We start from the raw sequence: 25,131 nt of genomic DNA, 5'->3' as shown, positions 1-25,131 counted from the left end.
TCACTTCTCCTCAGCCAGCAATGCCACGATGTCCGCGTCCTCGAGCCGCCGGAAGGCCCGGCGCGTCCCGCGGCTGCTCTCCGAACCGCGGTCCAGGACGGCGACTTCCAGTGCGGACGCCGGCAGGGTGGTTGCTTCTTTGTCGGCCACGAGTCCGGTCAGTGCCAGCCGGATGGCTCCGGCGAAATCGAGTTCGCCCTCCCAGCCGGCTGCGACCGCCTCGGACACCCTGTCCGCCTGGCCGCCCATGACGATGAAGCCGTGTTCATCGGCAATGGACCCGTCAAAGGTCAGCCGGTAGAGGTGGTCCGCCTCCTGGGTCCGGCCGACTTCAGCCACCGCGAGTTCCACTTCGAAGGGTTTCTGCTCGGCCGTGAACACCGCGCCGAGGCTCTGGGCGTAAACACTTGCCAGGCCGCGGGCCGTGACGTCCTCGCGGTCGTAGGAGTAGCCGCGGACGTCGGCATACCGCACCCCCGCTTGCCGCAGGCTCTCAAACTCGTTGTACTTTCCGACGGCGGCAAAGGCGATTTTGTCGTAAATCTCGCCGATCTTGTGCAGCGACGGGGACGGGTTCTCCGCCACGAGGGCAATCCCCTCCCGGCAGCTGACCACCACCACCGAGCGGCCACGGGCGATGCCTTTCCGTGCGAAGTCCGCACGGTCCTTCATCAGTTGTTCGGGGGACACATAAAACTGCTGGGTCATCTCAGGCCTCCCGCTGGGCGACGGCCCGGGCTTCGACGACGCGGCCTGCCACGGCGGCGAGCTCGCCTTCTGGCACGCGGACGGCACCGGACCGGTTCACCACGTAGATCACCGGCCATAGTTGGCGGATCGGATCCGGGCCGCCCGTGGCGGAGTCGTCGTCGGCGGCGTCGTACAGTGCCTCGACGGCGACCGCCACGGCCTCCTGCTCGGAGAGGCCGGGCCGCCAGAGCTTCTTCAGCGCGCCGCGGGCGAACATCGATCCGGAGCCCACAGCGTGGTGTTCCTGCTCCTCGTAGCGGCCGCCTGTGACGTCGTAGGAGAAGAGCCTGCCGAAGCCGGCGGGCCGGTCGAACCCGGCGAACAGGGGGACGACGGCGAGGCCTTGCATGGCCATGGGCAGGTTGCCGCGGACCATGGCGCCGAGCCGGTTTGCCTTGCCGTCCAGGCTCAGGAGCGTGCCCTCGATCTTCTCGTAGTGCTCCAGTTCGACCTGGAACAGCCGGGTGATGTCGAGGGCGATTCCGGCGGTCCCGGCGATGCCCAGCACCGAGTACTGGTCCGCAGGGAAGACTTTCTCGATGTGCCGGCTCGCGATCACGTTGCCCATCGTGGCGCGGCGGTCACCGGCCATCAGTACTCCCCCGGCGTAGCTCATCGCCACGATGGTGGTTCCGTGCGGGGCCTGGAGGGGCGCTGCGGGCTGGGCGGCCTGCCCGGCCCCGGGCAGCTGGTGGAAAGGCGCCTGGCCGTAAGGCATTAAGTCAGGCCGTTCGCGCCGCAGGTGCTCGGTGAATGAGGACGTCGCATTGGCCGCTACACGGTTGGCTGTTGTTTCCTGCAATGACGCTCCCTCAACGAAAGTGGATCAACGACTCTTCCGGCCAGTAGTCCCTGGTGCCGCCTCCGTCCGGCGGCCGGCGGCGCTCCTACTGGCCGCCCTTTTGGACGAATGCGCGGACGAACTCCTCGGCATTGGACTCCAGCACGCCGTCGATCTCGTCGAGAAGATCGTCGACGCCCTGTGTTGCCGCCGAGGCCTGGGCGTCCGCCGGGGCCGGCGGGGCGGCGGGGATGTCCTCGTCAACCTCGGTGTCCCGCGACTGCGGCTGATGCTGCTCCTGGCCTGCCATTGTTCTCTCCTTCTTGTCCGTCCCCGGTTCTCATAAGGGACATCCTGTAGCAATAGTGCCACGCCAGAGGCGGCTGCGGGGGCCTTTGTTCCTAGGAACCCGGGCTGAGTCCGAGGAGTTCGGCCAGGAACGATCCTGCGTCCCGGTGCCGGGCAAAAAGGCCGCCTGTGAGGGCCTCCGTTCCGCGCAACGGCTCCCGGGTGGGGACACGCTGGAGCCTGCCGCGGCCGGGAAGATCGAAGATCACCGAGTCCCAGCTCGCGCCCGCCAGGTCTGACCCGAAGCGGCTGACACAGCGTCCCCGGAAGTATGCGCGAGTGTCCGACGGCGGTTCGGTCACCGCACGGCTGATGTCGGCGTCGTCGACCACGCGCTGCATCCTCTGGCGCGCCAGCAGCCGGTAGTAAAGCCCTTTTTCCGGCCGGATGTCGGCCCATTGCAGGTCCACGAGGCCCAGCCGCGCGCTGTCCCACTCGAGCCCGTCACGCTGGCGGTAGCCCTCCAGGAGGGACAACTTGGCGAGCCATTCCACCGAGGAGGCGGCGGCCGCCCGGTCGCTGCCGAGCTCAGTCAAAGTGCTGGACCACCGTGCCAGCACCTCGTGGGTGTGCCCGTCACCGTCCACAGCGTCCGCGACACCGGTGTCCTGCGCGTGCTTTGAAGCGGCTTCGAAGTAGATCCACTGCAGGTCCAGGGCCGTAATCCGGCGGCCGTCGCCCAGGCGGAGCATTGCCGAAAGCGAGGTGTCGTGGCTGACGGCCTGCAGCGCGGCGACGGGCTCGTGGACTTCGATGCGCGGCGCGAGGCCGGCTTCGATCAGGCTCAGGACCATGGCGGTGGTGCCGAATTTGAGGAAGTTGGACGCCTGGCTGAGGTTGGCGTCGCCGATGATGACGTGGAGCCGGCGGTATTTGTCCGCGGTGGCGTGGGGTTCGTCCCGGGTGTTGATGATGGGCCGGCGGATGGTGGTTTCCAGGCCCACCTCGGTTTCAAAGAAGTCGGCCCGCTGGCTGATCTGGTAGCCCGGCCGGCTGCTGTCCTGCCCAAGGCCCACGCGTCCGGCGCCGCAGATGATCTGCCGGGTCACGAAGAACGGCGTGAGCCCCCGGACGATCTCGCCAAAGGGCACCGCGCGGGGCATCAGGTAGTTCTCGTGCGAGCCGTAAGAGACCGACTTGTTGTCCGTGTTGTTCTTGTACAGGTTGACCGGCGGCAGTTCGGCATCTGCTGCGAGACGGCGGACGGCGGCGAGGGCCACCAGATCACCGGCGGCATCCCAGGTCACGGCCGCCCGCGGGTTGGTCACCTCCGGGCTCGAATACTCCGGATGGGCGTGGTCGACGTACAGCCGGGCGCCGTTGCCCAGCACCATGTTCATCAGCAGCGAGCCGGACTCGTCCTCGCCGTCCGCCTCCAGCTCCTGCCGCCCGTACGCAAGCGCTATCGCCTCGGCGTCCAGCACGGGAGGCTGGTCGGTGAGCTGTTCCGGGTCCGCGCTGCTGCGCTCAAGCGTCCAGCCCCGGGCGTCATGCAGGGGCTCCTCGTCGGTGTAGTCCCAGCGGGTTTCGGCGCCGCCGGCGGCGCGCTGCCGGGTCACCTGGGCATAGGCCTGGATGACCCGGGCAGACATCATGGTGGCGTTGGCGCCCGGGGCGGAGGGGGCATGGATGCCGTATTCGGTCTCCGAGCCCATCACCCTCATGGCACCGCCCACAGGGAGACCGCCGGCCGTGTCCGCCGGCCGGCCCGGGACAGGCGCCGTCACAGGTACTGGCCCGTGCTGGGCATCGTCTCGATGGACTTCCCGGGTTCCTGGCCGGCCTTGCCCTGGACAATGGTGCGGATGTACGTGATGCGTTCACCTTTCTTGCCGGAGATCCGTGCCCAGTCGTCCGGGTTCGTGGTGTTGGGCATGTCCTCGTGTTCACGGAATTCGTCCACGACCGCCCGGAGTAGGTGGTCGATCCGCAGGCCCTTCTGGCCGATCGTCAGAAGGTCCTTGATGGCATACTTCTTGGCGCGGTCCACGACGTTCTGGACCACGGCGCCGGAGTTGAAGTCTTTGAAGTAGAGCATCTCCGTGTCGCCGTTGGCGTAGGTCACCTCGAGATATTCGTTGGACTTTTCGGTGGAGTACATCGCCTCGACGGTCCGCTGGACCATGGCGTCCACGGTGCCCTGGACGTCGCCGTTGTGCTCGGCGAGGTCGGACTCGTGGAAGGGCAGGTCCGTGGTGATGTACTTGGCGAAGATGTCGGCCGCGGCCTCGGCGTCGGGGCGCTGGATCTTGACTTTGACGTCGAGCCGGCCGGGGCGCAGGATCGCGGGATCGATCATGTCCTCGCGGTTGGAGGCGCCGATGACAATGACATTGTCCAGCCGCTCGACGCCGTCAATCTCGCTGAGGAGCTGCGGAACGATGGTCGTCTCGACGTCGGAGGAAATGCCGGTGCCGCGGGTGCGGAACAGCGAATCCATTTCGTCGAAGAAGACCACGACCGGGCTGCCTTCGGAGGCCTTCTCGCGGGCGCGCGCGAAGATCAGCCGGATGTGCCGCTCGGTCTCACCGACGTACTTGTCGAGCAGCTCGGGTCCCTTGATGTTCAGGAAGTAGCTCTTCATGTCCGTCTTGCCGGCGCGCTCGGCGGCGCGGGCGGCCAGCGAGTTGGCCACGGCTTTGGCGATCAGGGTCTTGCCGCAGCCGGGCGGGCCGTACAGCAGGATGCCCTTGGGCGCCTTCAGCCCGTGCTCGCGGTACAGGTCAGGGTGCAGGAACGGCAGCTCGACGGCGTCGCGGATCTGCTCGATCTGCGGGCCCAGGCCGCCGATGTCCTGGTAGGTGATGTCCGGGACCTCTTCCAGCACGAGGTTTTCCACCTCGGAGCGCGGTATTTTCTCCAGGGCGTAGCCGGTGCGTGAGTCGATCGAAAGCGCGTCCCCCACCCGGAGCCGCTGGGCGAGCAGGGCCCCGGACAGCCGGATGACCCGTTCCTCGTCGGCGCGTCCCACCACCAGGGCGCGGTCCGGCCCCAGCATTTCCTTGAGCGTGACGAGGTCTCCGGCCCGCTCGTAGCCGAGTCCGGCAACGACCATCAGGGCTTCATTCAGCAGGACTTCCTGCCCGACCGCCAGCTGGTTGATGTTGACCAGCGGGCTGATGCCCACGCGCATCTTGCGGCCGGCGTTGAAGATGTCCACCGACTCTTCGGTGGCCGCTTGGCCGCTGTTCCCCGCCGTCGGCTGCCGCTTGGGGTTGAGCTGCAGGACCGTGCCGAAGCTGTACGGCGGCTGGCCCTCTTGGTCGAGGGCATTCTTGAGCCGCATGATCTCTGCCTTGGCCGTTTCCAGCATGCTGACCAGCTTGGAATTGTTCTGCGTCGCGGCAGCGAGCTGGCGGTCAATGTGCCGGAGCTTGTCCCGGAGAATGTTGACCTGCCGCTCTGCGACGGAAAGTTCGGCGGCGGCGTAGCGGTCGCCGTCGCCGGCTGCGGCGGTGCGTGCGGCAGCTTCGGCTGAGTCCTCGGCCGGCGTGCGGCCCGGGTCAGTGTTCGGAGTCTCCATCGTGCATCAGCCCCTTCCTGCTCTTTGTTAAGACCTTAGCCCCAACAAGGCAGGTGCCGCTGGAGGCATCCGCAATATACTGCCTAGTTCGTTATGTCCGGTGCGTCCACAACGTTTGTTCCAGCGATCGCGTCACGGGCGGCGCGGCGCAGTTTCTTGTCCGAGACCGCCCGTTCGCCGACGGCGCCCGGCGTCCAGGCATTGACGTCCTCTTCGTTGAAGTCGGTTTTGGACGGACGGCGCTTCACGGAGATTCCGGTGACGCCGTCCGCGAGCCGACGGGTCACGAGCAGGAAACCAGTGTGGGCCACCATGCGGTGGTCCGGGCGCACGGCGAGGCCCTCGAGGTGCCAGCCGCGGACCATGGATTCCCACGCGTCGGGTTCGGTGAAACGGCCGTCCGCGCGAATGGCTTCGGCTGTCCGCGAAAGCTGCGTCACAGTCGCGACATAATTGATCCAGACGCCGCCGGGGGCCAGGACGGTGGCCACGGCGTCGAGGCATTCCCAGGGGGCGAGCATGTCCAGGACCACCCGGTCCACGGAGCCCGGCTCTTCGGTGCGCACCACTTGTTCCTGGAAGTCTCCGAGGGAAATCTTCCAGGCCGGGTGCGGGCCGCCGAAAATGGTCTCGACGTTGCCGCGGGCGATGTCCGCGAACTCCTGGCGGCGTTCGAAGGAATGCAGGTAGCCGTGGTCCCCCACCGCGCGAAGCAGGGAGATCGACAGGGCGCCCGAGCCAACGCCTGCCTCAACGACGCGTGCGCCGGGGAAGATGTCTGCCATGGTGACGATCTGCCCGGCGTCCTTGGGGTACACCACGGCCGCGCCGCGGGGCATCGAGAGCACGAAGTCCGAGAGCAGCGGGCGGAGGGTCTGGTACTGCTGTCCCACGTTGTTCACGACGACGGAACCGTCCGGCTTGCCGATGATCTCGTCGTGGTTCAGGAAGCCCCGGTGGGTGTGGAAGGCCCCGCCCACCTCGAGGGTGATCGTGTTCATGCGGCCGCGCTCGTCCGTGAGCTGGACCCTCTCACCCTCGCGAAAAGGTCCGCGGCGGCGCCCCGCACCGGTCGCGCCGGTGGTGGCGGTGGTGGTGTTGGCGGCAGTGTCGCTGCTCATGAAGATGTTCCTCGCTCCTGTAAAGCCGTGTGGAAAGCTGTGTCGCCGGGGACGTGCCGGCGGGCACCGGTTCTTGCGCGTGGGGGCCGGAAATTTCACGGCCGACCAGTAACTCTACCGGTTCTGGCCCTGGTTCTGGCGTTCCGACGGGTACTTGCCCGTCATGGCGCCGAGGACTGCGGACTGGCGCAGCAGCCCGGTCACGGCGCCTTCATGGTCCACGACGGCGTACTCCTGGCCTTCAAGCTGGGCCAGGTACTGGACGAGCTCCTGGCCCTTGGACCATTCGGGAACGTACGCGCCGGCACCCAGGGCGTAGGAGACCGCCGAGACGGGGGTCGAGGAGACCAGTGAGGCCGGCACGGTGGCTGCCGCGCCGGCGTCGACGACGGCGACGGGCCGCCCGTCCCGGTCGCACAGCACCACGGCGGGCTTGCCTGCCGGCGCCCGGTCCAGGATCTCCGCGACCATGGCGGTTGACGGCAGCCCGACGGCCGGCTCGGCGAGGGCCGCGGCGTCGACGAGGTGCAGCCGGCGCCGCAGGCGGGCCTGCTGGATCGACGCCGAGGCGCCCATCCACAGGAAGCTGCCCACCAGGGCGGTGACGAGCGTGAAGGCAATGTCAGGCCGCGCGCCCCTGATGAATGGCAGGACAATGAACCACAGCGCAAGGGCGACCACGATGATCCGCCCGGCCCAGCCGGCGGCGATGGTGCCCTTTTCTTGGTTTCCGGTGGCCTTCCAGACGGCGGATTCGACCAGCCGGCCGCCGTCCAGCGGGAGCCCGGGAAGCACGTTGAAGATGCCGATCAGCAGGTTGGCCCAGACGAAGATGTTGGCGAGGATGTCGCCCACGCCCCTGAGCTCCCCATACGAGACCAGGAGCCAGCCGGCGCCGGCGAGAACGAAGTTCGCCGCCGGGCCCGCCATCGCCACCAGGACCGAGCGGCCCGGTGAGGCGGTGAAGCTTTGGAACTGGGTGTGGCCGCCCCAAAGGTTGAGGACAATTTTCTCCGTGGGCCAGTGGAACAGCTTCGCGGTCAGGGCGTGGGCGAGTTCGTGCGCCAGCACTGAAATCAGCAGCAGCAGCGCGTAGGCGAAGGCGACGAAGAACGCGGTGAGGCCCAGGCGGGGATTGTTGGTCTGCAGGACGGGCCCGTAGGCGATCACAGTGAATGCCGCGATGATGAACCAGGAGTAGGCGAGGAAGACCGGGATGCCGGCAATGCGGCCCAGCGGGATCCCTTCCCTGCGGGTGGCTGTGTTCCTGCCGGGCCGGGCCCGGCCGTCGGTGTCAGCCACGGATGTGGCCCGCTTTTGAACGGGCCGTCGCGTCTGCGGCGGCCCCGAAGGTGGCGTCCGGGAATTCGTGCCGCAGGGCCACCAGTTCTTCCAGGTCCGCCACCGCGCGGCCCTCGAGGGTGTCCCAGGTGGTCCGGCGCGGGTCATCCGGGAGGGGCAGGATGTGCGGGATGGCGACGGTGACAACGCCGGAGGCGACCGCGGCGGCGACGCCCGGCGCGGAATCCTCCAGGGCCACGCAGTGGCGGTGGCCGAGTTCGGGGTCCTGTTGTTGCAGGAGTTCAACCGCTCTGAGGTAGGCCTCCGGGTGCGGCTTGCCCTGCGAGACTGTATCCCCTGTAACCAGGAACTCGAAGTAGGGCTTGGGCAGGCTCGCCACGATTTCCCTGGCCAGCGGGGCCTCGGACATGGTGACGAGTGCGCAGCGGATGCCGGCGCTGTACAGCTCGTCGAGCAGTTCACGGGCACCGGGCCGCCAGGGAACGGATTTCCGGACCTGGCTGAGCACGTGGCCGGTGAGGGTGTCGATGATGTCGCGCCGTTCCATCGCCACCCCCGCCTCCTGCAGGATGCCGGCGGAAAATACCAGGGACTGTCCCACGAGCTGCAGGGCCTGCTCATGGGACCACCGTCCGCCGTGCGCTTCGACGAGCGCGCGTTCGGCTTCGATCCAGTACGGTTCGGTGTCCACGATGGTGCCATCCATGTCCCATAGCGCGGCTTTCAGGAGGGGCCCGGAGGCAGAGGATCGCATGCCTTCCAGTCTACGGGGAAGCCCGCGGCCGGGCGCCGGCGCTACGCCTACGGCGAATTTTGGCCGCCGGGCCGCAGGAAGCGGGCGGAGATTTGCGTACTTGCGGCGCTTCATTGCCTGCACTGGGAAGCGTCTTAGACGTAGGGTGATGGCATGAACAGCTTCGAGGCAGACCCCACCGAACCAGGCGCCGTCTCCGAGCCGGAGCGGCTGCTGCAGCCCGTCCCCGAGGGCCGGCGCATTACCGTCATGCTTGCCGCCTTTGAGGGGTGGAACGACGCCGGGGAGGCCGCCAGCGATGCCCTGAGGTACCTGAACAAACTCTGGGGCGGCAAAAAGGTCGCGTCGATTGATGCCGACGAGTACTACGATTTCCAGTTCACCCGGCCAACCATCCGCCGCACGGCGTCCGGCGAGCGGAAGATCAAATGGCCGTCCACGCGGATCTTCAAGGCCAGCGTGCCTGACTCGAACGTGGACGTGATCTTCGTCCAGGGCACCGAGCCGTCCTATAAGTGGCGCGCCTACACGGCCGAACTGCTGGTCCACGCCGAGGCCATGCGCGTTGACTACGTCATCCTGGTTGGCGCGCTGCTGGCCGACGTGCCGCACAGCCGGCCGATCCCGGTAAGCACGTCCACCGACGACAACGCCCTGCGGGAGCGGATGGACCTCGAAGCCTCGCAGTATGAGGGCCCGGTGGGGATAGTGGGCGTGCTCGGCGAGGTGTCACTCCTGGCCGGGCTGCCCACGGTCTCGCTGTGGGCAGCCGTGCCGCACTACGTGGCCCAGGCCCCGTCACCGAAGGCCCAGCTCGCGATCCTGCACCGGATCGAGGAGCTGCTGCAGGTTCCCCTGGACACCCAGGAGTTGGTGGAGGAGGCAGACGCCTGGGAGCGGGGCGTGGATGAGCTCGCCACCGAGGACCCCGAGATCGCCGCGTATGTGCGCCAGCTGGAGGAGGCCAAGGACACCGCCGAACTCCCCGAGGCCAGCGGCGAATCGATCGCCCGCGAGTTTGAGCGCTATCTCAAGCGCCGCGGCAAGGACAAGCCCTAGGGGCTCGCCTAGAGTTCCACACCGAGCAGGGCGTCGACGGCGTCGCTCACCAGGGCGGCGTCCGCCGCTGAGCCGGCAGCCCGGCTCTCCCCTGCTGTTGTAGCCAGCGCCGTTTTGGCCCAGGTGTCGACGGCGGCCAGGGCGCCGGGCGCGTTGAGATCGTTTGCGAGTTCGCTGCGCAGCTGCCCGAGGAGGGCGCCGGCGGAGCCCTGGGGTGCCACCGGAAGGGCCTCGCGCCAGGTGCGGAGCCGGTCTTTGGCTTCGGCGAACCCGGCGGCGGTCCAGGACCAGTCCGTGCGGTAGTGGTGGGCGAGGATCGCCAGGCGGATCGCGGCCGGCTCTTCCCCGTCGGCGCGGAGCCGGGACACCAGGACAAGGTTGCCCTTGGACTTGCTCATCTTTTCGCCGTCCAGGCCCACCATCCCGGCGTGTGCGAAGTGGCGGGCCAGCGGCACTCCGGCCAGTGAGTACGCGTGGCCGGCGCCCATTTCGTGGTGCGGGAAGATGAGGTCGGAGCCGCCGCCCTGCACGGTGAACGGCTTGGGCAGGTACTCCTGGGCGATCACGGTACATTCGATGTGCCAGCCCGGCCGGCCCTCCCCCAGTTCGCCACCGGCCCAGCTGGGCTCGCCGTCGCGGGCCACCCGCCACAGCAGCGGATCCAGGGCCTGGCGCTTCCCGGCCCGGCCGGGGTCGCCGCCGCGTTCGGCGAAAAGTTCCAGCATTTCGGCGTCGGAAAGCCCGGACACGGAGCCCAGGGTCCAGGCGTCAACGGCGTTAATGGAGTGCTTTCCGGCGGCCTCGACGTCGTAGTAGACGTCGCCGTCGGGCTCTGAGCCGGTGCCGGGGACCCGGTACGCGAGGCCGGTGTGCAGCAGGCGCTCGATGGCCGGAACGATCATCGGAACCGCCTCGACGGCGCCGACATAGTGGTCGGGGGCGAGGACGTTCAGGGCCGCCATGTCCGTCTGGAAAAGCTCGATCTGGTCCGCCGCGAGGTCGCGCCAGTCGACGCCGGTCGCCGTCGCCCGCTCCAGGAGGGGGTCGTCGACGTCGGTGACGTTCTGGACGTACGAGACCTGCTGGCCGCCGTCGCGCCAGGCGCGGTTAAGGAGGTCGAAGGCTACATAGCTGGCAGCGTGGCCCATGTGCGTGGCGTCGTAGGGGGTGATGCCGCAGACGTACATCGACTGCTCCCCCGAGGACTCCAGGGTGACGATCCCGCCCTTGACCGTGTCGAAGAGGCGCAGGGCAGGCATGCTGCCCGGGAGCTGGGGAACGGGGCGGGAGATCCAGGACTTCACAGCCCAAGCCTAATGCTAGGCGCTGATGACATTGAAACCGAGGAGCAGGTACAGGGCCAGGCCCAGGAGGATCCGGTACCAGACAAACAGCCGGTAGCCGCGGGTCGAGACGTACTTGAGGAACCAGCCGATGATGACGTAACCCACCACGAAGGCGATCACGGTGGCGAGGGCCGTTTCCGGGAGGCCGTACGGGCCGGTGATGCCTTCCTTGGTGAGCACTTTGTACAGCTGGTAGAGGCCGCTGCCGAAGACGGCGGGGATGGCCAGCAGGAATGAATAGCGGGCCGCCGCCTCGCGGGTGTAACCCATCAGCAGGCCGGCGCTGATCGTGCCGCCGGAGCGGGACACGCCGGGAAACAGGGCCAGGGCCTGCGCGAGTCCGTAATAGAGGCCGTGCTTGTAGGTCAGCTGCGTGAGCTCGCGGTCCTGCCGGCCGGTGGCGTCCGCGACGGCGAGGACCATGCCGAACAGGATCAGCATGGTCGCCACGCCCCAGAGGCTGCGCAGCACGGATTCGATCTGGTCCTGGAACAGCAAACCGAGGACGATGATCGGGATGCTGCCGAGGATCACGAGCCAGCCCATGCGGGCATCCGGGTCCTGCCGGGATGTTCGGCCGGTCAGCGAACCGGCCCAGGCACGGATGATCCGCAGGATGTCGCGCCAGAAGTACACGATCACGGCCGTTTCGGTGCCCAGCTGCGTGATGGCGGTGAAAGCGGCGCCGGGGTCCGACGCTTCCGGGAGGAAAGCGCCGACAATCCGCAGGTGGGCGCTCGAGGAGATCGGGAGGAACTCAGTCAGTCCCTGTACCAGGCCCAGGAAAGCCGCTTGTATCCAGTTCACGTTTATAGACCCTACGTTATGAAGCAGTCCGAATCCCCGTAAGCTAGCAGACATGCAGCAGCGTTATGTCGGCAACAGTGGGTTGCGCGTGTCCGCCCTGTCCCTTGGCACGATGTCCTGGGCCCGGGAAACTGAGGAACAGGATGCAGCCGCCCTGCTGCGGGCCTTCGTCGATGGCGGCGGGACCCTGATTGATACCGCGGCGTCCTACGCCGACGGGCAGGCGGAGGCCATGCTTGGTGGCATGCTGGGCGACGTCGTCGCCCGTTCCGAGGTGGTGATCTCGACAAAGGCAGGGTTGACGGCGTCGGACGGTCGCCGCAGCGTCGACACCTCCCGCAACGGGATGCTCTCCGGTCTGGACGCGAGCCTGGCCCGGTTGGGGACCGACTACGTGGACCTTTGGTTCGCGCACGCCTGGGACCACAACGTGCCCCTGGAGGAAACCCTGTCCGCGCTCGACTACGCCGTGCGTTCGGGCCGGGCCCGCTACGCCGGCGTGTCCAATTTCAACGGCTGGCAGACGGCCAAGGCCGCGGCCATCGCCGGTTTTCCCCTGGTGGCCAACCAGTCTGAATACTCTCTCCTGCAGCGCAACGCGGAGATTGAGCTGATTCCGGCCATTGAGGACGCCGGGCTCGGACTGATGGCCTGGGGGCCGATAGGACGGGGTGTCCTGAGCGGCAAGTACCGCGGGCACATCCCCGCGGACTCCCGCGCAGCCCAGCAGCGGCTGGCCACCTACGTGGAGCCCTACCTTGAGGGTCCGGCGTCCAGTGTGGTGGAGGCCGTTGCCATGGCGGCGAAGGGCCTGGGCCGGACGGCGCTGGACGTGTCGCTGAGCTGGGTCCTGTCCCAGCACGGCGTGGCCACGGCAGTCGTGGGCGCCCGGACACCGGTGCAGCTCAAGGAAATCCTGGATTCGGCCCTCACACCGCTGCCGCCCGAAATCGCGCAGGCGCTCGAGGACGTCTCAGACCCGGCCTGAGGCGGGGTAGCTTTCGGGCTTTTCCCGGCGAATTCCCGGCTTTCGGTTTTACTCTTGGCCGGTGAACATCCAGAACCTCGCCATCACTACCGGCGTCGTGCCTGTGGTTCTCTACGTCCTGGCGGCGGCGGCCCTAGCCTGGCTCGTTTGGGGGCGCCGGCGGCATCTGTGCCGCTCGGTACCGGCTGCGGCCGTGGCCGCCGGCATCCTGAGTATCCTGATGTGGCTGTTTTCGGAGCGGGTGTGGAACCTGTGGGGCTCCCCGCTGCCGAAACGCGTCTATGCCTATGCCGGCCTCGGCGTCCTGGCCCTGTTGCTGATCGTGCCCAAGATCCTGGACCTGCGCCGGGTGCTGGCGCGCGCCGCCGTGGTGCCCGCCGCACTCGTCGTCGTCCTGGCCTCGGCGTCGCTGCTCAACCAGAACTTCGAGTACTACCCCACCCTGGGCTCCGTCTTCGGCGACGCCGGTGTCAAAGTGGAAAGCCTGGACCAGTTCAAGAGCCAGGAACGCGCGGGTGCCCTGCCCAAGACAAAGCGGAGCGATCCTCCCACCTCGCTGGCGAACTGGACTCCGCCGGAGGGGATGCCGGACCGGGGGACGGTGGTCAGTGCGGTCATCCCGGCGCCCCTCTCGCACCAGGCCTCCTCCACAGCGTATGTGTACCTTCCCCCGGCCTACCTCGCCACGCCGCGGGCCGAGCTTCCCGTCCTGGTGCTCATCCACGGCGTCCCGGGCGGGACCACGGACTGGATCCGCAACGGCCGGATCGGGCAGTTCATGGACGACTATGCAGCCGCGCACCACGGGCTGGCGCCGGTAGTCGTGCTGCCCGACGCCGGCGGGAAGGGCGCGGCTTACCCGCCCCTTTGCATGGACACCATGCAGGGCCGGGCCGGAACCTACCTGAGCCAGGATGTGCCAAACTGGGTCAAATCGACATTCGGCGCAGGCACCCACTCCAGCAGCCAGTGGGCCATCGGTGGCTTCTCCTACGGCGGGACGTGCGCCATGCAGCTGGCCGTGAACTACCCCGCGGTCTACCCCACTTTTATCGACAGTTCGGGCGAAAACCAGCCGACCATCCGGCAGGGGCACCAGGTTCTGCTGCAGCAGTACTTCGGCGGCAACGCCGCTGAATTCCAGAGGCAGAACGCCCTCGATGTCATCAAGACCCGGAAATATCCGCACACGGCGGGAATCATTACCGTCGGCGCCGACGATCAGTTCTACCGCCCCCAGGGACTCCAGGTCTACCAGGGCATGAAAACGGCCGGCATCAACGTCCAGCTCCAGGAGGCACCCGGCGGGCACGCATGGCCGGCGTGGAAATACGGCGTGGAAAACAACATGGACTGGCTCATGACCCGTCTCGGCGTCAACGACTAGGCCCGATGTCCCCTGGCGTCGCCGGCCGCCGTGGACCCTGTGGAACAGCGGCCGAGGGGTCCGGCCGCGGCTGCGCGGATAATATTCTGCGTGACCCGGTTGGCGAAGTCTCGCGAGCGGGCCGGCACAGCTTCGTCGGTTTGGGCCGGGAGCCAACCCGTGGTGCCCATGTCCAGCACTCCCGCGCCGGACGCGGCGGTGTAGAAGGTCGAATCCGACCAGCCGTGGGGCGCGTGCCTCCCGGCTGCCGGTGAATGGGCAAAGACGAGAAGGTTTCCTGCGTGGGCAAATCCGGGCCGTTGCAGTGGCGGGTACAGCCGGTCCACTTCGCCGGCGGTGAGGCCGGCGTAGGTGGCGCCCCGGGCCGCGCCGGTGCCAGCGAAGGCGAAGAAATCGGGTTCTGTCACGGTGAACATTCCCGTGACGTCGAGGTCGCCGTAAACCGAGCCCGTCAGGGTCGACTCCGGTTCGGGGGCGGGCCCCTGGCGCCAGCGGGTGGTCGCGGCACCGGAATGGCCCAAGCCGTAAGGATCCAGCCGGGCCTCCCGGTAGCAGACCATGACACGGTCTTCCCCTGTGGGTGATGCCTCCAGGCGCGTACGCCAATAAACGTTGTTCGCGCCGAAGAAGACGACGTTGGTGCCCGTGTCTCTGGCGTCCTCGACGGTCCGGCGCAGTGCAGGCGACCAGTATTCCGAGTGGGCTGAGAAGATCACGGCTGCAGCGCCGCTCACGAGGCGCGGGTTTCCGCTGATCCTTGCCTCGGTGGTGTACGCGAGGGTGAGTCCTGTGTCTGCGATGGCCTCCGCGGCCCGGATCAGCGGAGCGTTACGACGGTCGATCTCGTCGAAGTTCAGGTAGGGCCGGTCAAAGGAGACTTTGTAGGACCGGTCGGACGGTCCGCGCTGTGGTCCGGTGTAGAGCGAATAGCCTCCCCATTTGTTGTATGCCTGCATGGTGCAGTCGTTAAAGACCAACTCTGCCTTTCCTACGACTGACGCTGACTCAACGACGAGGGGAATCATATGGTCCCGTCCCGAACCACCGGTCAGCACGAGATAGTACAACCCCTCGGGCCATCCGCTCGTGTCGATCGACGTTGTCACGCGCCAAGGGCAGGACACCATCCGTGTTCCCCGCTGGAGGGTGAAGGGCGGTTGCCGCCGGACCGGCACGGGGCCCGACGTCCACACCAGACGCTGGCCCTCCCCGTTGTAGTGCCCGATCCGGTAGGCCTTGATCCGGATGCTGTGCAGAGTGGAGTTGACGTAGACATCCACGTGGCGCCGCCGCGGGGTCGATGCATGCTGGCCCAGGAACCCTTCCAGCGTCGGGGTGACTAGCCAGTTGGATGCCACGTCCGCCCGTGGGGTGCCGGGCAGCCGGTTCTCGCCGGCAGCGCTAAACCCGGCACCGGATAGCCGCGCCGGTGACGGAGCGAATCTTGCGGTGCCGGCGCGGGCCGTGCAATCGATGGCGCCGCTGGTTGGGTTAACGGGGTGACGGGGCGCCGGCTCACCCAGCGCAGCCTCTGCGGCGACCCAAGCCAGCCCGGCGAGCACACCACGGATCACGGCTCTGCGTTCGGGACGGTAGCCACTCGCGCCCATCATCGCCTCGATTCACGCCGGCCGATCTGTGGAACCGGCCAGCTCCCCAACAGCGTAAGACCATGACCTCCCCCAGGGAATTAAAGGATAGTCCCCGGCGGCAGGAGTGGGATTGCGGCGCTCAGCCAATGACTCCGCGCAGCAGCCTGGCCGTGTGACGGATGGACATGGTGGGCATGTAGGCCTCGGCGAGGGCACGTCCGATGACCGGCAGAGCCAAAGGGTCGTGGTACATCATGTACAGCGTCCGGCGGCGCGGGTGGAATCGCTGTTTGAAGGCGGCCAGGGACCGGAATCCGTAGACCGGCTCCAGGGCCGCACCCAGCCAGTCCAGGAAGCGGCCGACCGCTGCGCCGTCTGGGGGCCCGCTCGCCGCGTCGCCGTCCTGAACCGGCGCCAGCGGAGACCCGGAGAGGGAAATTTCCTCCGCCGTTCCGTCAAAGTGGAGCACCGCGGAGGCAATCAGGAATTCCATCACGCCTTTGAAGCCGTCCGGGCTTCGCCGCATGAAATCAAGCGTGCGCCCTGTGACGGCACCCTGCGTGAAGACCGGGAGCCAGCTGGTCACGCCGTGGACCTTTCCCGCCGAATCCACTGCCAGGCACAGCAGCACGCTGTCGTCCTTGAGTTCCTCCATGCCGCCCAGTGTGAATCCCATTTCCGGCAGGGTCTTTTCGGAGACCCACTCTTCGGAGATTTCGTGGACCTGGGTTCGCAGGGTCCCCGTGAGTTCTCCGTAGGTGGACCACCGTGCCTCGACGGACAGTTTTCGGGCCTTGTTGAGGGCGGTGCGCACTCCCTGCCATTCCTTGCCCTTGAACTCGATGCTGCCCGGCGGCAGCAGGGTCTCCTCGGCCACCCTCGCGCGCCGGAATCCAAGGTCCCGCAAGAGGGGCCAGTGCCGATCGGTGACTGAGTACCAGCATGGGGAGAGCGACTGCTCGGCGCAGAAGGCCGTGAACGCCTCGATGGCTCTCTCGTAGTCCCCGGGTTCGCCGAAGGGTCCGCCGACCGTCAGCGCCACATTGTAGTGGATCTGATAGCCGACGCCCACGGTCTCGGCGTCGTTGAACCAATACCGGTTGTTGGGCCAGAGGGCCATCCAGGACAGCGAGCCGCCGCCTTGGCGCACCAGCCGCCGCGCCAGGGAGAGGCCGCTGTCCCCCCGGAGCTCCCGAAGTTGGCGGCTCACGAACATAGCCAGGATGCTGATGAGGCAGATTAGCCAGAACACGGCGCCGCCGTAACTGAAGATGAGGGGCGACCACACGCCGTGCGGGTACACCGACACCGAGTACCTGAAGGAAAACGGATACGGCAGGAACATCCGTGGAAGGGTGGCCACGAGCGCAAGCAGGCCGGCCCGGTGGTGGTAGTTGTCCTCGGCGAACCATGCCACCACGTAACCAGTGACGAACACCGCGAAGACGGCGGCCATCAGGATCAATGAGCGGCGGCCCAGGACTGGATCGGCGTCCACGTTGAAGTGCCGGCGGGCGGCAAACAGCGCAGCCGCTATGAGCAGCGGCACCAGAACCACCGGGAGAACCTCCGCAATTCCCGAGTCCACGGAGAGTACCCGCGACCCGCTCCGCAGGGAGGTTCCGAACTGGGCGAAGAGTTGAAGGTAAATGGCAGAAAGAACACCGATTACCAGTTGGACGGAAATCGCCGCCCACAGGGCAGCCCGGTTTCCCCGGCGGAGTCCTTCCGCGCAGACCAGTAGCAGGACCAGTGGAACGAGCGACAGGGCTTCGCCGCCAGGCCCGCGCAGCCCGGGACTATGAATGACCTGAAGGCAGGAAAGGTCCACGGCCGCTGGGCAGCTCGCCTGCAGGTCGTTGATCGTGGGGATGGGGTTGACAACCAGGTTCCTGAGCACCGCGAGCGGCCCGGAGGGTGCCTTCGCCAGGGTGGCCATCACCGGGCCCGCGGCAAAGACCGCCACCACCATTGACAGCAGCGCCCTGATCTCCCGGCTGGTGGAATGGGTGAAGTGACCGCCCCCGTGCCGGCCGCCCATCATGGCGCCGATGCCGAGCCCACACGCCACCCCGAGCAGGCTGTTAAGGTTCTGCGGATGCCCGATGTACAGCAGCAGCATCACCGTCACGGAGATGCCCATGGACCGGATCCTCCGGCGCCAGAGAGCGCTGATCCGCGGGCTGGCCGCCATGACAGCGGCAAGAGACGCGGCGTAGGGCCCCAGCGGGGCGGGGTGGCGGAGCGCGGCCAGCCATTCGCTGCCCATGGCCGCGCCGGCCCCCACCACCGCAAAATACAGGACCAGTGCACCGAGGTGCCCGCCCACGAACGCGACGGCGGTCCGGCGAGTTCCCATGGTGACTTCCGCCAAGCCGACGCAGCCCAGGATCACGGCGGTTGCCAGCACGTAGGAGGCGAGCGGTCCGGGGAACAGCAAGGCGGTCAGGGGCGACCACCACTGGCCGCGCATTAGCAGAGCGGGGTCGACGGACAGAGCAGACCCCGCCGCGGACGCGGGCCCCAGAATCAAGGAGCCGGTGATGGCTCCCACCGTCCACATCAGCAAGGTAAGGCACAATGCCAACGGCATCCTCGTGATCCCCCGAGCTAGCCGCGCCGGTAGCCGGCCCCGCCGGTTCCCCCGGGCTGGCTTCCCTGTGGTCAGGGACCCGGACTCAGGGGCGAAAGCGACGGCCCGGTTCACCGAGGGGCCTCGTCAGCGGGGGCCGCAGGCAACCCCGCATTGCGGCTTGGTGCAGGCAACGACAACCTCCGACATCAGACAGACCCGGGACATGGACCGTCCACCAACTGTTTTGCAGCCCACCGTTATACGGGCAGCGTCCCGTCGGGAAACGTCGACAGAATACGCCCTCAAGCTGGGCACTTCCGGGGAACACGGCTGGCCCGACGCCGTCAAATATCCGGACGGGAAAGGTCGAACCTAAAGTCCGGACCGAAGTCGTCCCGTATCGGTCCGAGCCCTAGTTCTCTGAATTCTGCAGGATCTCGAGGTCCTCTTCGTCGTCGACGTCCTCGTCGTCTTCGTCCTCGTCGTCGCCGTCGATCACCTCAAGGGGCGTCACTTCCCCATACGCTTCGTACAGTGCGTCGTCGTAGACTTCAAAGGCATCAGCAACGGCGAAGAAGGCCGCTTCGACCGCGGGGTCCCCGTCGCTTCTGCGGGCGGAAGCGGCCGCGAGGTGTTCTTCCAGGGCAGAGGTCAAGGACTGAAGCGCGACACGCGGATCGATGCTCATGACTTCACGTTAGTCGGAAAAAGACGAAAATGGAGAGCAATGAAAGAACATTTTCTGAGCAGCTCGGTCCGGCGGGAACGGGACTATGTGAAGCAGTACGAGTACCTCGTCCTGACGGTCGGTCCTGAGGATTCCTTGCCTGAGGCCCGCCGCCGGCTCGTGGAGCATTCCGAGTACGGCAAGTGGGAGCTGGAACGCAGCCGCCTCTATGTGGGCGGCGGACGCCGCTTCTGGTTGCGCCGGAAAGTCATCCAGGTCCAGCGCACCGTCTAGACTTCCGGGGACTCAATGCCAGGGCTTAAGGCCGCCGGATGCGGCGGCCGCCGGCTTAGTGCCGAGCAGGCTGCGGCAAGGCCAGGCGGCCAGAGCCCGGGCTGCCAGGTCGGGGCGGACTCCGGGGCGGCCCGGGTGGGTATGTCCTATTGCACACGGCGTCCGGCCACGCGGGCTGTGCCGCGTCCTGGGACGCAGAGCCGGCTTGGCCTGGTGGCCCGATGGGCGTAACCAGGGCACAGGTTCGGCGCGGGGCTGTGCGCGCGTCTGTGATTGTGTGGCCCGTTCCTCGATTGACGACTGACCACTCTTGAGGCATCCACCAGTGCCGGTGTCTTCGGGCGGGCACCACCCAAAAATGTCGGTGCTTCGTAGGATGCCGTGGGTATGGAAGGCGCAGCAGCATTTAGCACGGGACACTGCAGTGCAGAGAACCGGAGCGCGGAAGCCAGGGAGGCCGTGGCGGCCGACGCCGCGTTCGCTGCCGCGCGGGCTGGCTGCGCCGGAGCGCTGTTTGCTTCCCTAGGTTCCGGGGATGGCCGCCCTGGTTCGTCCGGCGCGGGGTCTGACCGCCCTGATGCGCCGGGCGCCGGCCCCGGCCCGCTGCGGGATGCCGATCCGTTGCGGGCGCTGGCGGAAAGGTGCCTGGACGGGCTGGCCGGGGTCGCCCGGCTGGAGGCCACCACCGCCGCGCTGAAGGTCCGGCTGGCCGCCGGATACCTCGACGCGGCCCGGGCCCTCGCTCAGCCCGCGGCGTCCCCGCACGATGCCACCTGCCAGGAGATGGCGGTAGTCGCCGAAGTCGCCTGTGTGCTCACGGTCAGCGAACGCGCTGCCGGGGCCCTGCTCGCCGACGCCCGGACACTGACCACGGCGCTGCCGCGGACCCTGGCGGCCCTGCAGGCCGGCACGATCTCCTGGCAGCACGCCCGGATCCTCATCGACGACCGGCCTGGACGCGGTCGGGACGGCCGGCCTGGAGGCGCACTTCCTGGACCCCGGCGCCCCGGACCCGGCCCGCGGCTGCGCCGCCGGGGATCTGGTCCCGTCCCGGTTCCGGGCCAAGGCCCGCACCTGGCGCGAACGCCACCACCCGGCCAGCATCGAGACACGCCACACCCGCAGTACCGCGGACCGCCGGGTCGAATACGCCCCGGACCGGGACGGCATGGCCTGGCTCTCCTCCTGCCTCCCGGCCGGCACCGCCGCGGGAATCTGGGACCGGGCCACCGCCGCGGCCCGCGCCCTGCAGGGCCCGGCCGAGGCCCGGACCCTCAGCCAGCTCCGCGCCGACGTCACCGCCACCTGGCTCCTCACCAACAACACCACAGGACCCGGTACCAACGGCGGGAGTGTTCACGGAACCGGCGACGGAATACCCGGCGGCGGAACCCGCCCGGGTGGCACCGGTCCGTGTGGAACCGGCACGGGCGGGGGTTTGGGTGGGTGTGTGGTCGGGGGTGTGCCGGCCCCGCGGGCGCAGGTCTTGCTGACCGTCCCGGTGCTGTCCCTGCTGGGAGCCACCGAGGAACCCGCGGTCCTGGACGGCTACGGGCCGATTCCGCCCTCGATGGCCCGGCGCCTGATCGCCGACGGGGCCGATTCCTTCTACCGGGTCCTGACCGACCCCCGCGACGGCGCACCGCTGGAAATCGGCCGGACCAGCTACCGCCTGACCAAGGCCATGCGCCACTGGCTCCGGCTCCGCGACGGCAAATGCCCGTTCCCCGGCTGCAGCAACCACTCCCTGGACAACGAAGCGGACCACCTGCTGGCCTGGGCCGACGGCGGCACCACCGGGATCACCAACCTGGGCCAGCCCTGCCCGAAACATCACCGGCTCAAACACGGCACCGTCTGGACACCCACCGCAGCCGGCAAAGACCACCCGCCGGGCTGGACCTCACCCACCGGGCGGAACTACGCCGCCGAACACCAGGACTGGGAACCACCCCACTGGCCCGAGCCCTGGCCCGAGTATCGGCCCGGACACATCCCGGCTGCCGAGGCACAAAGTCGAGATCCCGTGTCGGAGCTGGAGCTGCCGCCACCGCCGGACCAACCCGGCCGCGATCCCGAACAGGAGCTGCCCCCGGATCCAGGACCGGAGATGCCCCCGGATCCCCTCCCAGACTGGTATCAATTCACGGCCGCGCATCCGATCCCTGCCGCGGACACGGACACAGACAATCCGGGCTGGCAAGCCCTCGATGATTTCTTCCCCGAAGACCTCCCGCTCCAACATGCCTGAACCAAAATGTGCCTGAACGGGACGTACTCACCTAGGGGGTTTCGAGTGGTCCCAGCCAGGCGTTCGCCACGGTGTTGTGCGCGGATTCGTCGTCCGAGGGGTGGAACATGCCGGCCAGCACGTCCCGGTAGAGCCGCTCCAGCTCGGAGCCGCGGAAGTAACTGGAGCCCCCGGATACCCGAATGGCGAGATCCACCACGGTACGGGCAGTTTCCGTCGCCCGCACCTTCAGGCCCACCAGCCGGGGGAACCACTGGCCGCCGTGGTCCACGAGGTCGTCGACGTCGGCCGCCACGCTGGACAGCTGCGGATAGATAGCATCCATCGCCATCGCCGCTTCGGCCACCTTCCAGCGGATATCAGGGTCCTGGGCGTAGCTGCGGCCGCCGTTCTTGAAGGACGTGCGGCGCTTCACCGCGTCCACGCCGAGCATGAGGGCCCGCTCCCCGATGCCCGTGTACACCGCCGCGAGCAAGGTCTCGAAGCACGCGAAGATCGCGAAAATCAGGGGGTCGGCGTTCGGGCCCACCGGCAGTTTCCTGAAGATCCGCTCCCCCGGCACCACGGCGCCGTCCAGGACGGTCGTATTCGACTGGCTGGCCCGCATGCCGAGCGTGTCCCAGTCCGGCAGGATCGTGTACCCGGGGGTTTCCCTTGTGATGAACCCGTGGACGAGCTCTCCCTCGCCGTCTGCGGCGGTCGCGTCCTTCCCGAAGATCCCCAGCCGCGTCCAGGCCGGTGACAGGCTGGTGAAGATCTTGCGGCCGGTAAAGCTGTAGCCGCCGCCGGGCAAAGGGACGGCCTCGGTGCGCGAATCGAAGAGCACGGAGTCGTTGCCGGCCTCCGAATTGCCGAAGGCGAAAACCTCCCCTTGCGCTGTTTCCCTTAGGACGAAATCCAGCGAGCTGTCACCCCGGGCGCCGAGCACGTGCGCGACGCCGGTCCACACCAGGTGCATGTTGACCGCCAAGGCGGTGGCCGGCGCCGCCGTCGCGAGCCTGCGTTGCAGCTGGGCTGTCTCCGCCAGCCCCAGCCCGCCCCCGCCGTCGGCCGCGGGCACAAAGGCCTTCAGGTAACCGGCGGCCTTCAGCTCCGCGAGGTCCTCGTGGAAAAAAGCGTTGTCGCGGTCATAACCCGCGGCCCGGCCGCGGATCCGTTCGAGCAGCGGTTCGGGAAGGATGTCCTCGGGCGTCATGCCTGCTTGTCCGCTCTCAGTAGTTGGTGAGCAGGGTGTCCAGCACGCGGGCGCCGAATTTGAGGGAGTCTGCCGGGACCCGCTCGTCGACGCCGTGGAACATGCCGGTGAAGTCGAGTTCATCCGGCAGCATCAACGGGGCGAAGCCGTAGCCTGTGATGCCGAGCCTGCTCAGGGACTTGTTGTCGGTTCCGCCGGAGAGCGTGTAGGGCAGGACCTTGGCGCCGGGGTCTTCGGCGTGAAGGGCATCGATCATCGCGTCGACGAGGTTCCCGGCGAAAGGCACCTCGAGCGAGACGTCGTTGTGCACGTAGCTGATGTCCACGCCGGTCCCGGCCAGCTCCCGGACGATTTCCAGCACCTGCTCCTCCTGTCCGGGCAGGGTGCGGCAGTCGACCAGGGCCTCGGCCGATTCCGGAATGACGTTGTGCTTGTAGCCGCCCTTGAGCAGGGTGGGGTTGGTGGTGTTCTGCAGTGTGGCGCCGACGAAGCGGGCCACCGTGCCGAGTTCCTTGAGGAGCTTGTCCGGATCATCCGGGTCGAATTCGACGCCGGTGAGTTCGGTGACTCCGTCGAGGAATTGCCGGGTGGTGGGCGTGAGCTCGATTGGCCAGTTGTAGGCGCCGATCCTGGAGACCGCGCCGGCGAGCCGCGTCACGGCGTTGTCCGTGTTGATCTGGGAGCCGTGGCCTGCCCGGCCGTGGGCGACGAGGCGGAGCCAGGAGAGGCCCTTCTCGGCCGTCTGGAGCAGGTACGTGCGCTGGCCGCCGATGTTGGCGGAAAAGCCGCCGACCTCGGAAATCGCCTCGGTGGCACCCTCAAAAAGCTCGGGCCGCTTGTCGACGGCGTAGCGGGCGCCGTAGGTTCCGCCGGCTTCCTCGTCGGCGAAGAACGCGAAGATGAGGTCCCGTTTGGGTTTGCGGCCCGTGCGGGCAAAGTTGCGCAACACGGAGAGGATCATGGCGTCCATGTCCTTCATGTCCACGGCGCCGCGTCCCCAGATGAGGCCGTCTTTGAGTTCGGCGCCGAACGGATCCACCGACCACTGCTCGCGCAGGGCCGGAACAACGTCCAGGTGGCCATGGACCACCAGGGCGCTGGCGGAGGGGTCCTCCCCCGCCAGCCGGGTGACCACGCTGGCGCGACCCGGGGCCGACTCGAAGATTTCGGCGTCCAGCCCGACTTCCGCCATGAGCCCGGCGGTGTACTCGGCGGCTGCGCGTTCCCCGGGGCCGGAGCCGTCACCGTAGTTGGACGTGTCGATCCGGATCAGCTCCTGGCAGATCCTGACGACCTCGTCCTCGGCCCTGATCTCAGTCCGGTTATCACTCATTGCGGCTCCTCGTGGCGGGTGGCTCATTGCTTGCATCAGCCTACCCACACACCCCCCGCGAGCCCCGATTATTTGTTTCCGGAAAAGTCGTGCTAGAGTCTTTCTCGCTGCTTCCGAGAAAAGCAAAACGCTGAAAGGCGAAAACGATCCCGGAATTACCACCTGCGCGGGTGGCGGAATGGCAGACGCGCTAGCTTGAGGTGCTAGTCCTCGAAAGGGGGTGGGGGTTCAAGTCCCCCTCCGCGCACAAGGGAAAACCCCTGGAATCCAACGGATTCCAGGGGTTTTTTTATGTTTCCCGGCAGGTGCGCGCCAGTTATGGGCCACGGGTCCCCAGCAGTCCGGTGCATGCATCGCCCACAGTGCCGCTACCCGGGAAGTCGGAACTCCTCGGCTTTCAGCTTCCAGGAGGTGCCCGTGGTGCTGATGATGAGCTTGTATGTTCCCGGCGGCAAGGTGACGTTGATTGCCCCGGGGCGGGCCCTGACCTGGGAAAGAACGGTGATGGCAGGTCCCTTCGGCGGCTGGAGGTAGACAACGGTCGGCCCGGTGAACGTGTACTCCATATGGAGCCTGCCGGTGACCGTCACGACCGGCTTTGGAGGTTTAGCGCCGGAGGCCTCCGCGACGGTGACCCACTCTTTTACCGGTGGGGGCGGGGCCGGGTTCAGCAGAGCGTTCAGGGCCGTCACGGTGGCTGTGACGGTTCCGGTGACGGGTGTTGCCAGGGCGTAGATCGCAATGCCCGCGAGGGCAACAACCAGGACGGCAGAGGCCAGGCGCAGTCCGCGACGAAGTGAGTCAGTCCCGGACAACGGCATGGAAGCACCGTCTGCGGCGTATTCTTTGGTGATCCGGAACAGGTCAATCAGCCACCAGATGCCGGCGCCCCCGAGGGTCAGCGTCTTGAGGATGCCGGTGACGGGCCGGCGCAGGTAAAACCGGTCCGCGCCCGTGAAGCCAAGGAAAAAGGCCAGCACCCACGCGGTGCGCAGGGATCGCTGCGGCGGCAGGTCGCCGTCGAAGAACAGCCCACGTTGCTCGGCTACGGGCATAGT

Annotated in this window: 20 protein-coding genes, 1 tRNA gene and 1 pseudogene; 6 read left to right on the top strand and 16 right to left on the bottom strand. The window is 67.6% G+C overall.

The features are described from left to right. From prcA to ACFVVK_RS14760, 8 genes are all read right to left on the bottom strand, one after another. A complete protein-coding gene (gene prcA / locus ACFVVK_RS14795; RefSeq protein WP_390268295.1) occupies positions 1-708 on the bottom strand; it encodes a proteasome subunit alpha in 708 nt (235 codons plus the stop codon). A gap of 1 nt (position 709) precedes the next feature. Next, positions 710-1,552 (bottom strand): proteasome subunit beta, encoded by an 843-nt coding sequence (gene prcB / locus ACFVVK_RS14790; protein WP_390268292.1) that lies wholly within the window; start codon positions 1,550-1,552, stop codon positions 710-712. Positions 1,553-1,637: 85 nt separating this feature from the next. After that, positions 1,638-1,841 carry a ubiquitin-like protein Pup gene (locus tag ACFVVK_RS14785; protein ID WP_390268289.1) on the bottom strand — a complete coding sequence of 68 codons (204 nt, stop codon included), beginning with the start codon at positions 1,839-1,841 and terminating at the stop codon, positions 1,638-1,640. Between the two features lie 91 nt (positions 1,842-1,932). Next, positions 1,933-3,543 (bottom strand): depupylase/deamidase Dop, encoded by a 1,611-nt coding sequence (gene dop / locus ACFVVK_RS14780; RefSeq protein ID WP_390268286.1) that lies wholly within the window; start codon positions 3,541-3,543, stop codon positions 1,933-1,935. A gap of 59 nt (positions 3,544-3,602) precedes the next feature. Then, a complete protein-coding gene (gene arc / locus ACFVVK_RS14775) occupies positions 3,603-5,402 on the bottom strand; it encodes a proteasome ATPase (protein ID WP_390268283.1) in 1,800 nt (599 codons plus the stop codon). Positions 5,403-5,485: 83 nt separating this feature from the next. Next, positions 5,486-6,523 (bottom strand): tRNA (adenine-N1)-methyltransferase, encoded by a 1,038-nt coding sequence (locus ACFVVK_RS14770; protein ID WP_390268280.1) that lies wholly within the window; start codon positions 6,521-6,523, stop codon positions 5,486-5,488. Between the two features lie 114 nt (positions 6,524-6,637). Next, positions 6,638-7,825: a site-2 protease family protein gene (locus ACFVVK_RS14765; RefSeq protein WP_390268277.1), complete on the bottom strand. Its 1,188-nt coding sequence runs from the start codon at positions 7,823-7,825 to the stop codon at positions 6,638-6,640. Further along, positions 7,818-8,579, bottom strand: coding sequence for an HAD family hydrolase (locus ACFVVK_RS14760; RefSeq protein WP_390268274.1), 762 nt, complete (start codon positions 8,577-8,579; stop codon positions 7,818-7,820). The genes ACFVVK_RS14765 and ACFVVK_RS14760 overlap by 8 nt, the downstream gene beginning before the upstream one ends. A 153-nt stretch (positions 8,580-8,732) precedes the next feature. Here ACFVVK_RS14760 and ACFVVK_RS14755 point away from each other — a divergent pair, with 153 nt between their 5' ends. Continuing rightward, positions 8,733-9,638, top strand: a complete 906-nt coding sequence (locus ACFVVK_RS14755) for a PAC2 family protein (RefSeq protein WP_390268271.1) — start codon at positions 8,733-8,735, stop codon at positions 9,636-9,638. An 8-nt stretch (positions 9,639-9,646) separates the two neighbouring features. Here the strand turns inward: ACFVVK_RS14755 and mshC are convergent, their stop codons facing one another. Both mshC and ACFVVK_RS14745 read right to left on the bottom strand, forming a co-directional pair. Continuing rightward, the gene (gene mshC, locus ACFVVK_RS14750; protein WP_390268268.1) at positions 9,647-10,942 is read right to left on the bottom strand and encodes a cysteine--1-D-myo-inosityl 2-amino-2-deoxy-alpha-D-glucopyranoside ligase; all 1,296 of its coding nucleotides are present in this window, start codon (positions 10,940-10,942) and stop codon (positions 9,647-9,649) included. A gap of 15 nt (positions 10,943-10,957) precedes the next feature. Continuing rightward, entirely contained in the window at positions 10,958-11,791 is an 834-nt protein-coding gene (locus ACFVVK_RS14745; protein ID WP_390268266.1) for an undecaprenyl-diphosphate phosphatase, read from the bottom strand. A gap of 52 nt (positions 11,792-11,843) precedes the next feature. Between ACFVVK_RS14745 and ACFVVK_RS14740 the strand changes: the two genes are divergently transcribed. Beyond that, entirely contained in the window at positions 11,844-12,779 is a 936-nt protein-coding gene (locus tag ACFVVK_RS14740) for an aldo/keto reductase (RefSeq protein WP_390268263.1), read from the top strand. Positions 12,780-12,840: 61 nt separating this feature from the next. Beyond that, positions 12,841-14,166: an alpha/beta hydrolase gene (locus ACFVVK_RS14735; protein WP_390268260.1), complete on the top strand. Its 1,326-nt coding sequence runs from the start codon at positions 12,841-12,843 to the stop codon at positions 14,164-14,166. On the opposite strand, the gene ACFVVK_RS14730 is transcribed toward ACFVVK_RS14735, so the two are convergent. The 3 genes from ACFVVK_RS14730 to ACFVVK_RS14720 form a co-directional block, all read right to left on the bottom strand. Further along, positions 14,163-15,779: a N,N-dimethylformamidase beta subunit family domain-containing protein gene (locus ACFVVK_RS14730; protein WP_390268257.1), complete on the bottom strand. Its 1,617-nt coding sequence runs from the start codon at positions 15,777-15,779 to the stop codon at positions 14,163-14,165. The genes ACFVVK_RS14735 and ACFVVK_RS14730 overlap by 4 nt on opposite strands. 118 nt (positions 15,780-15,897) lie before the next feature. After that, positions 15,898-18,345, bottom strand: a complete 2,448-nt coding sequence (locus tag ACFVVK_RS14725) for a phosphatidylglycerol lysyltransferase domain-containing protein (protein ID WP_390268254.1) — start codon at positions 18,343-18,345, stop codon at positions 15,898-15,900. Positions 18,346-18,745: 400 nt separating this feature from the next. Further along, the gene (locus ACFVVK_RS14720) at positions 18,746-19,021 is read right to left on the bottom strand and encodes a hypothetical protein (protein WP_390268252.1); all 276 of its coding nucleotides are present in this window, start codon (positions 19,019-19,021) and stop codon (positions 18,746-18,748) included. A 39-nt stretch (positions 19,022-19,060) separates the two neighbouring features. Here ACFVVK_RS14720 and ACFVVK_RS14715 point away from each other — a divergent pair, with 39 nt between their 5' ends. Both ACFVVK_RS14715 and ACFVVK_RS14710 read left to right on the top strand, forming a co-directional pair. Further along, positions 19,061-19,294: a DUF5703 family protein gene (locus ACFVVK_RS14715; RefSeq protein ID WP_018772920.1), complete on the top strand. Its 234-nt coding sequence runs from the start codon at positions 19,061-19,063 to the stop codon at positions 19,292-19,294. Positions 19,295-19,681: 387 nt separating this feature from the next. Then, a pseudogene (locus ACFVVK_RS14710) lies at positions 19,682-21,545 on the top strand (DUF222 domain-containing protein). A gap of 31 nt (positions 21,546-21,576) precedes the next feature. On the opposite strand, the gene ACFVVK_RS14705 reads toward ACFVVK_RS14710, so the two are convergent. Next, a complete protein-coding gene (locus ACFVVK_RS14705) occupies positions 21,577-22,740 on the bottom strand; it encodes an acyl-CoA dehydrogenase family protein (protein WP_390268249.1) in 1,164 nt (387 codons plus the stop codon). Between the two features lie 16 nt (positions 22,741-22,756). Beyond that, a complete protein-coding gene (locus ACFVVK_RS14700) occupies positions 22,757-24,073 on the bottom strand; it encodes a M20/M25/M40 family metallo-hydrolase (RefSeq protein ID WP_390268246.1) in 1,317 nt (438 codons plus the stop codon). 164 nt (positions 24,074-24,237) lie between these two features. On the opposite strand from ACFVVK_RS14700, the gene ACFVVK_RS14695 reads away from it, so the two are divergent. Continuing rightward, positions 24,238-24,320: transfer RNA gene (locus tag ACFVVK_RS14695), tRNA-Leu, on the top strand. Between the two features lie 121 nt (positions 24,321-24,441). On the opposite strand, the gene ACFVVK_RS14690 is transcribed toward ACFVVK_RS14695, so the two are convergent. Continuing rightward, complete coding sequence (locus tag ACFVVK_RS14690; protein WP_390268243.1) at positions 24,442-25,128, bottom strand: TM2 domain-containing protein; 687 nt, start codon at positions 25,126-25,128, stop codon at positions 24,442-24,444. Positions 25,129-25,131: the final 3 nt, after the last annotated feature.

It is taken from the genome of Arthrobacter sp. NPDC058192, from assembly GCF_042883665.1.
Taxonomy (GTDB): Bacteria; Actinomycetota; Actinomycetes; order Actinomycetales; family Micrococcaceae; genus Arthrobacter.
This window is presented reverse-complemented; position numbering and strand designations above follow the sequence as displayed.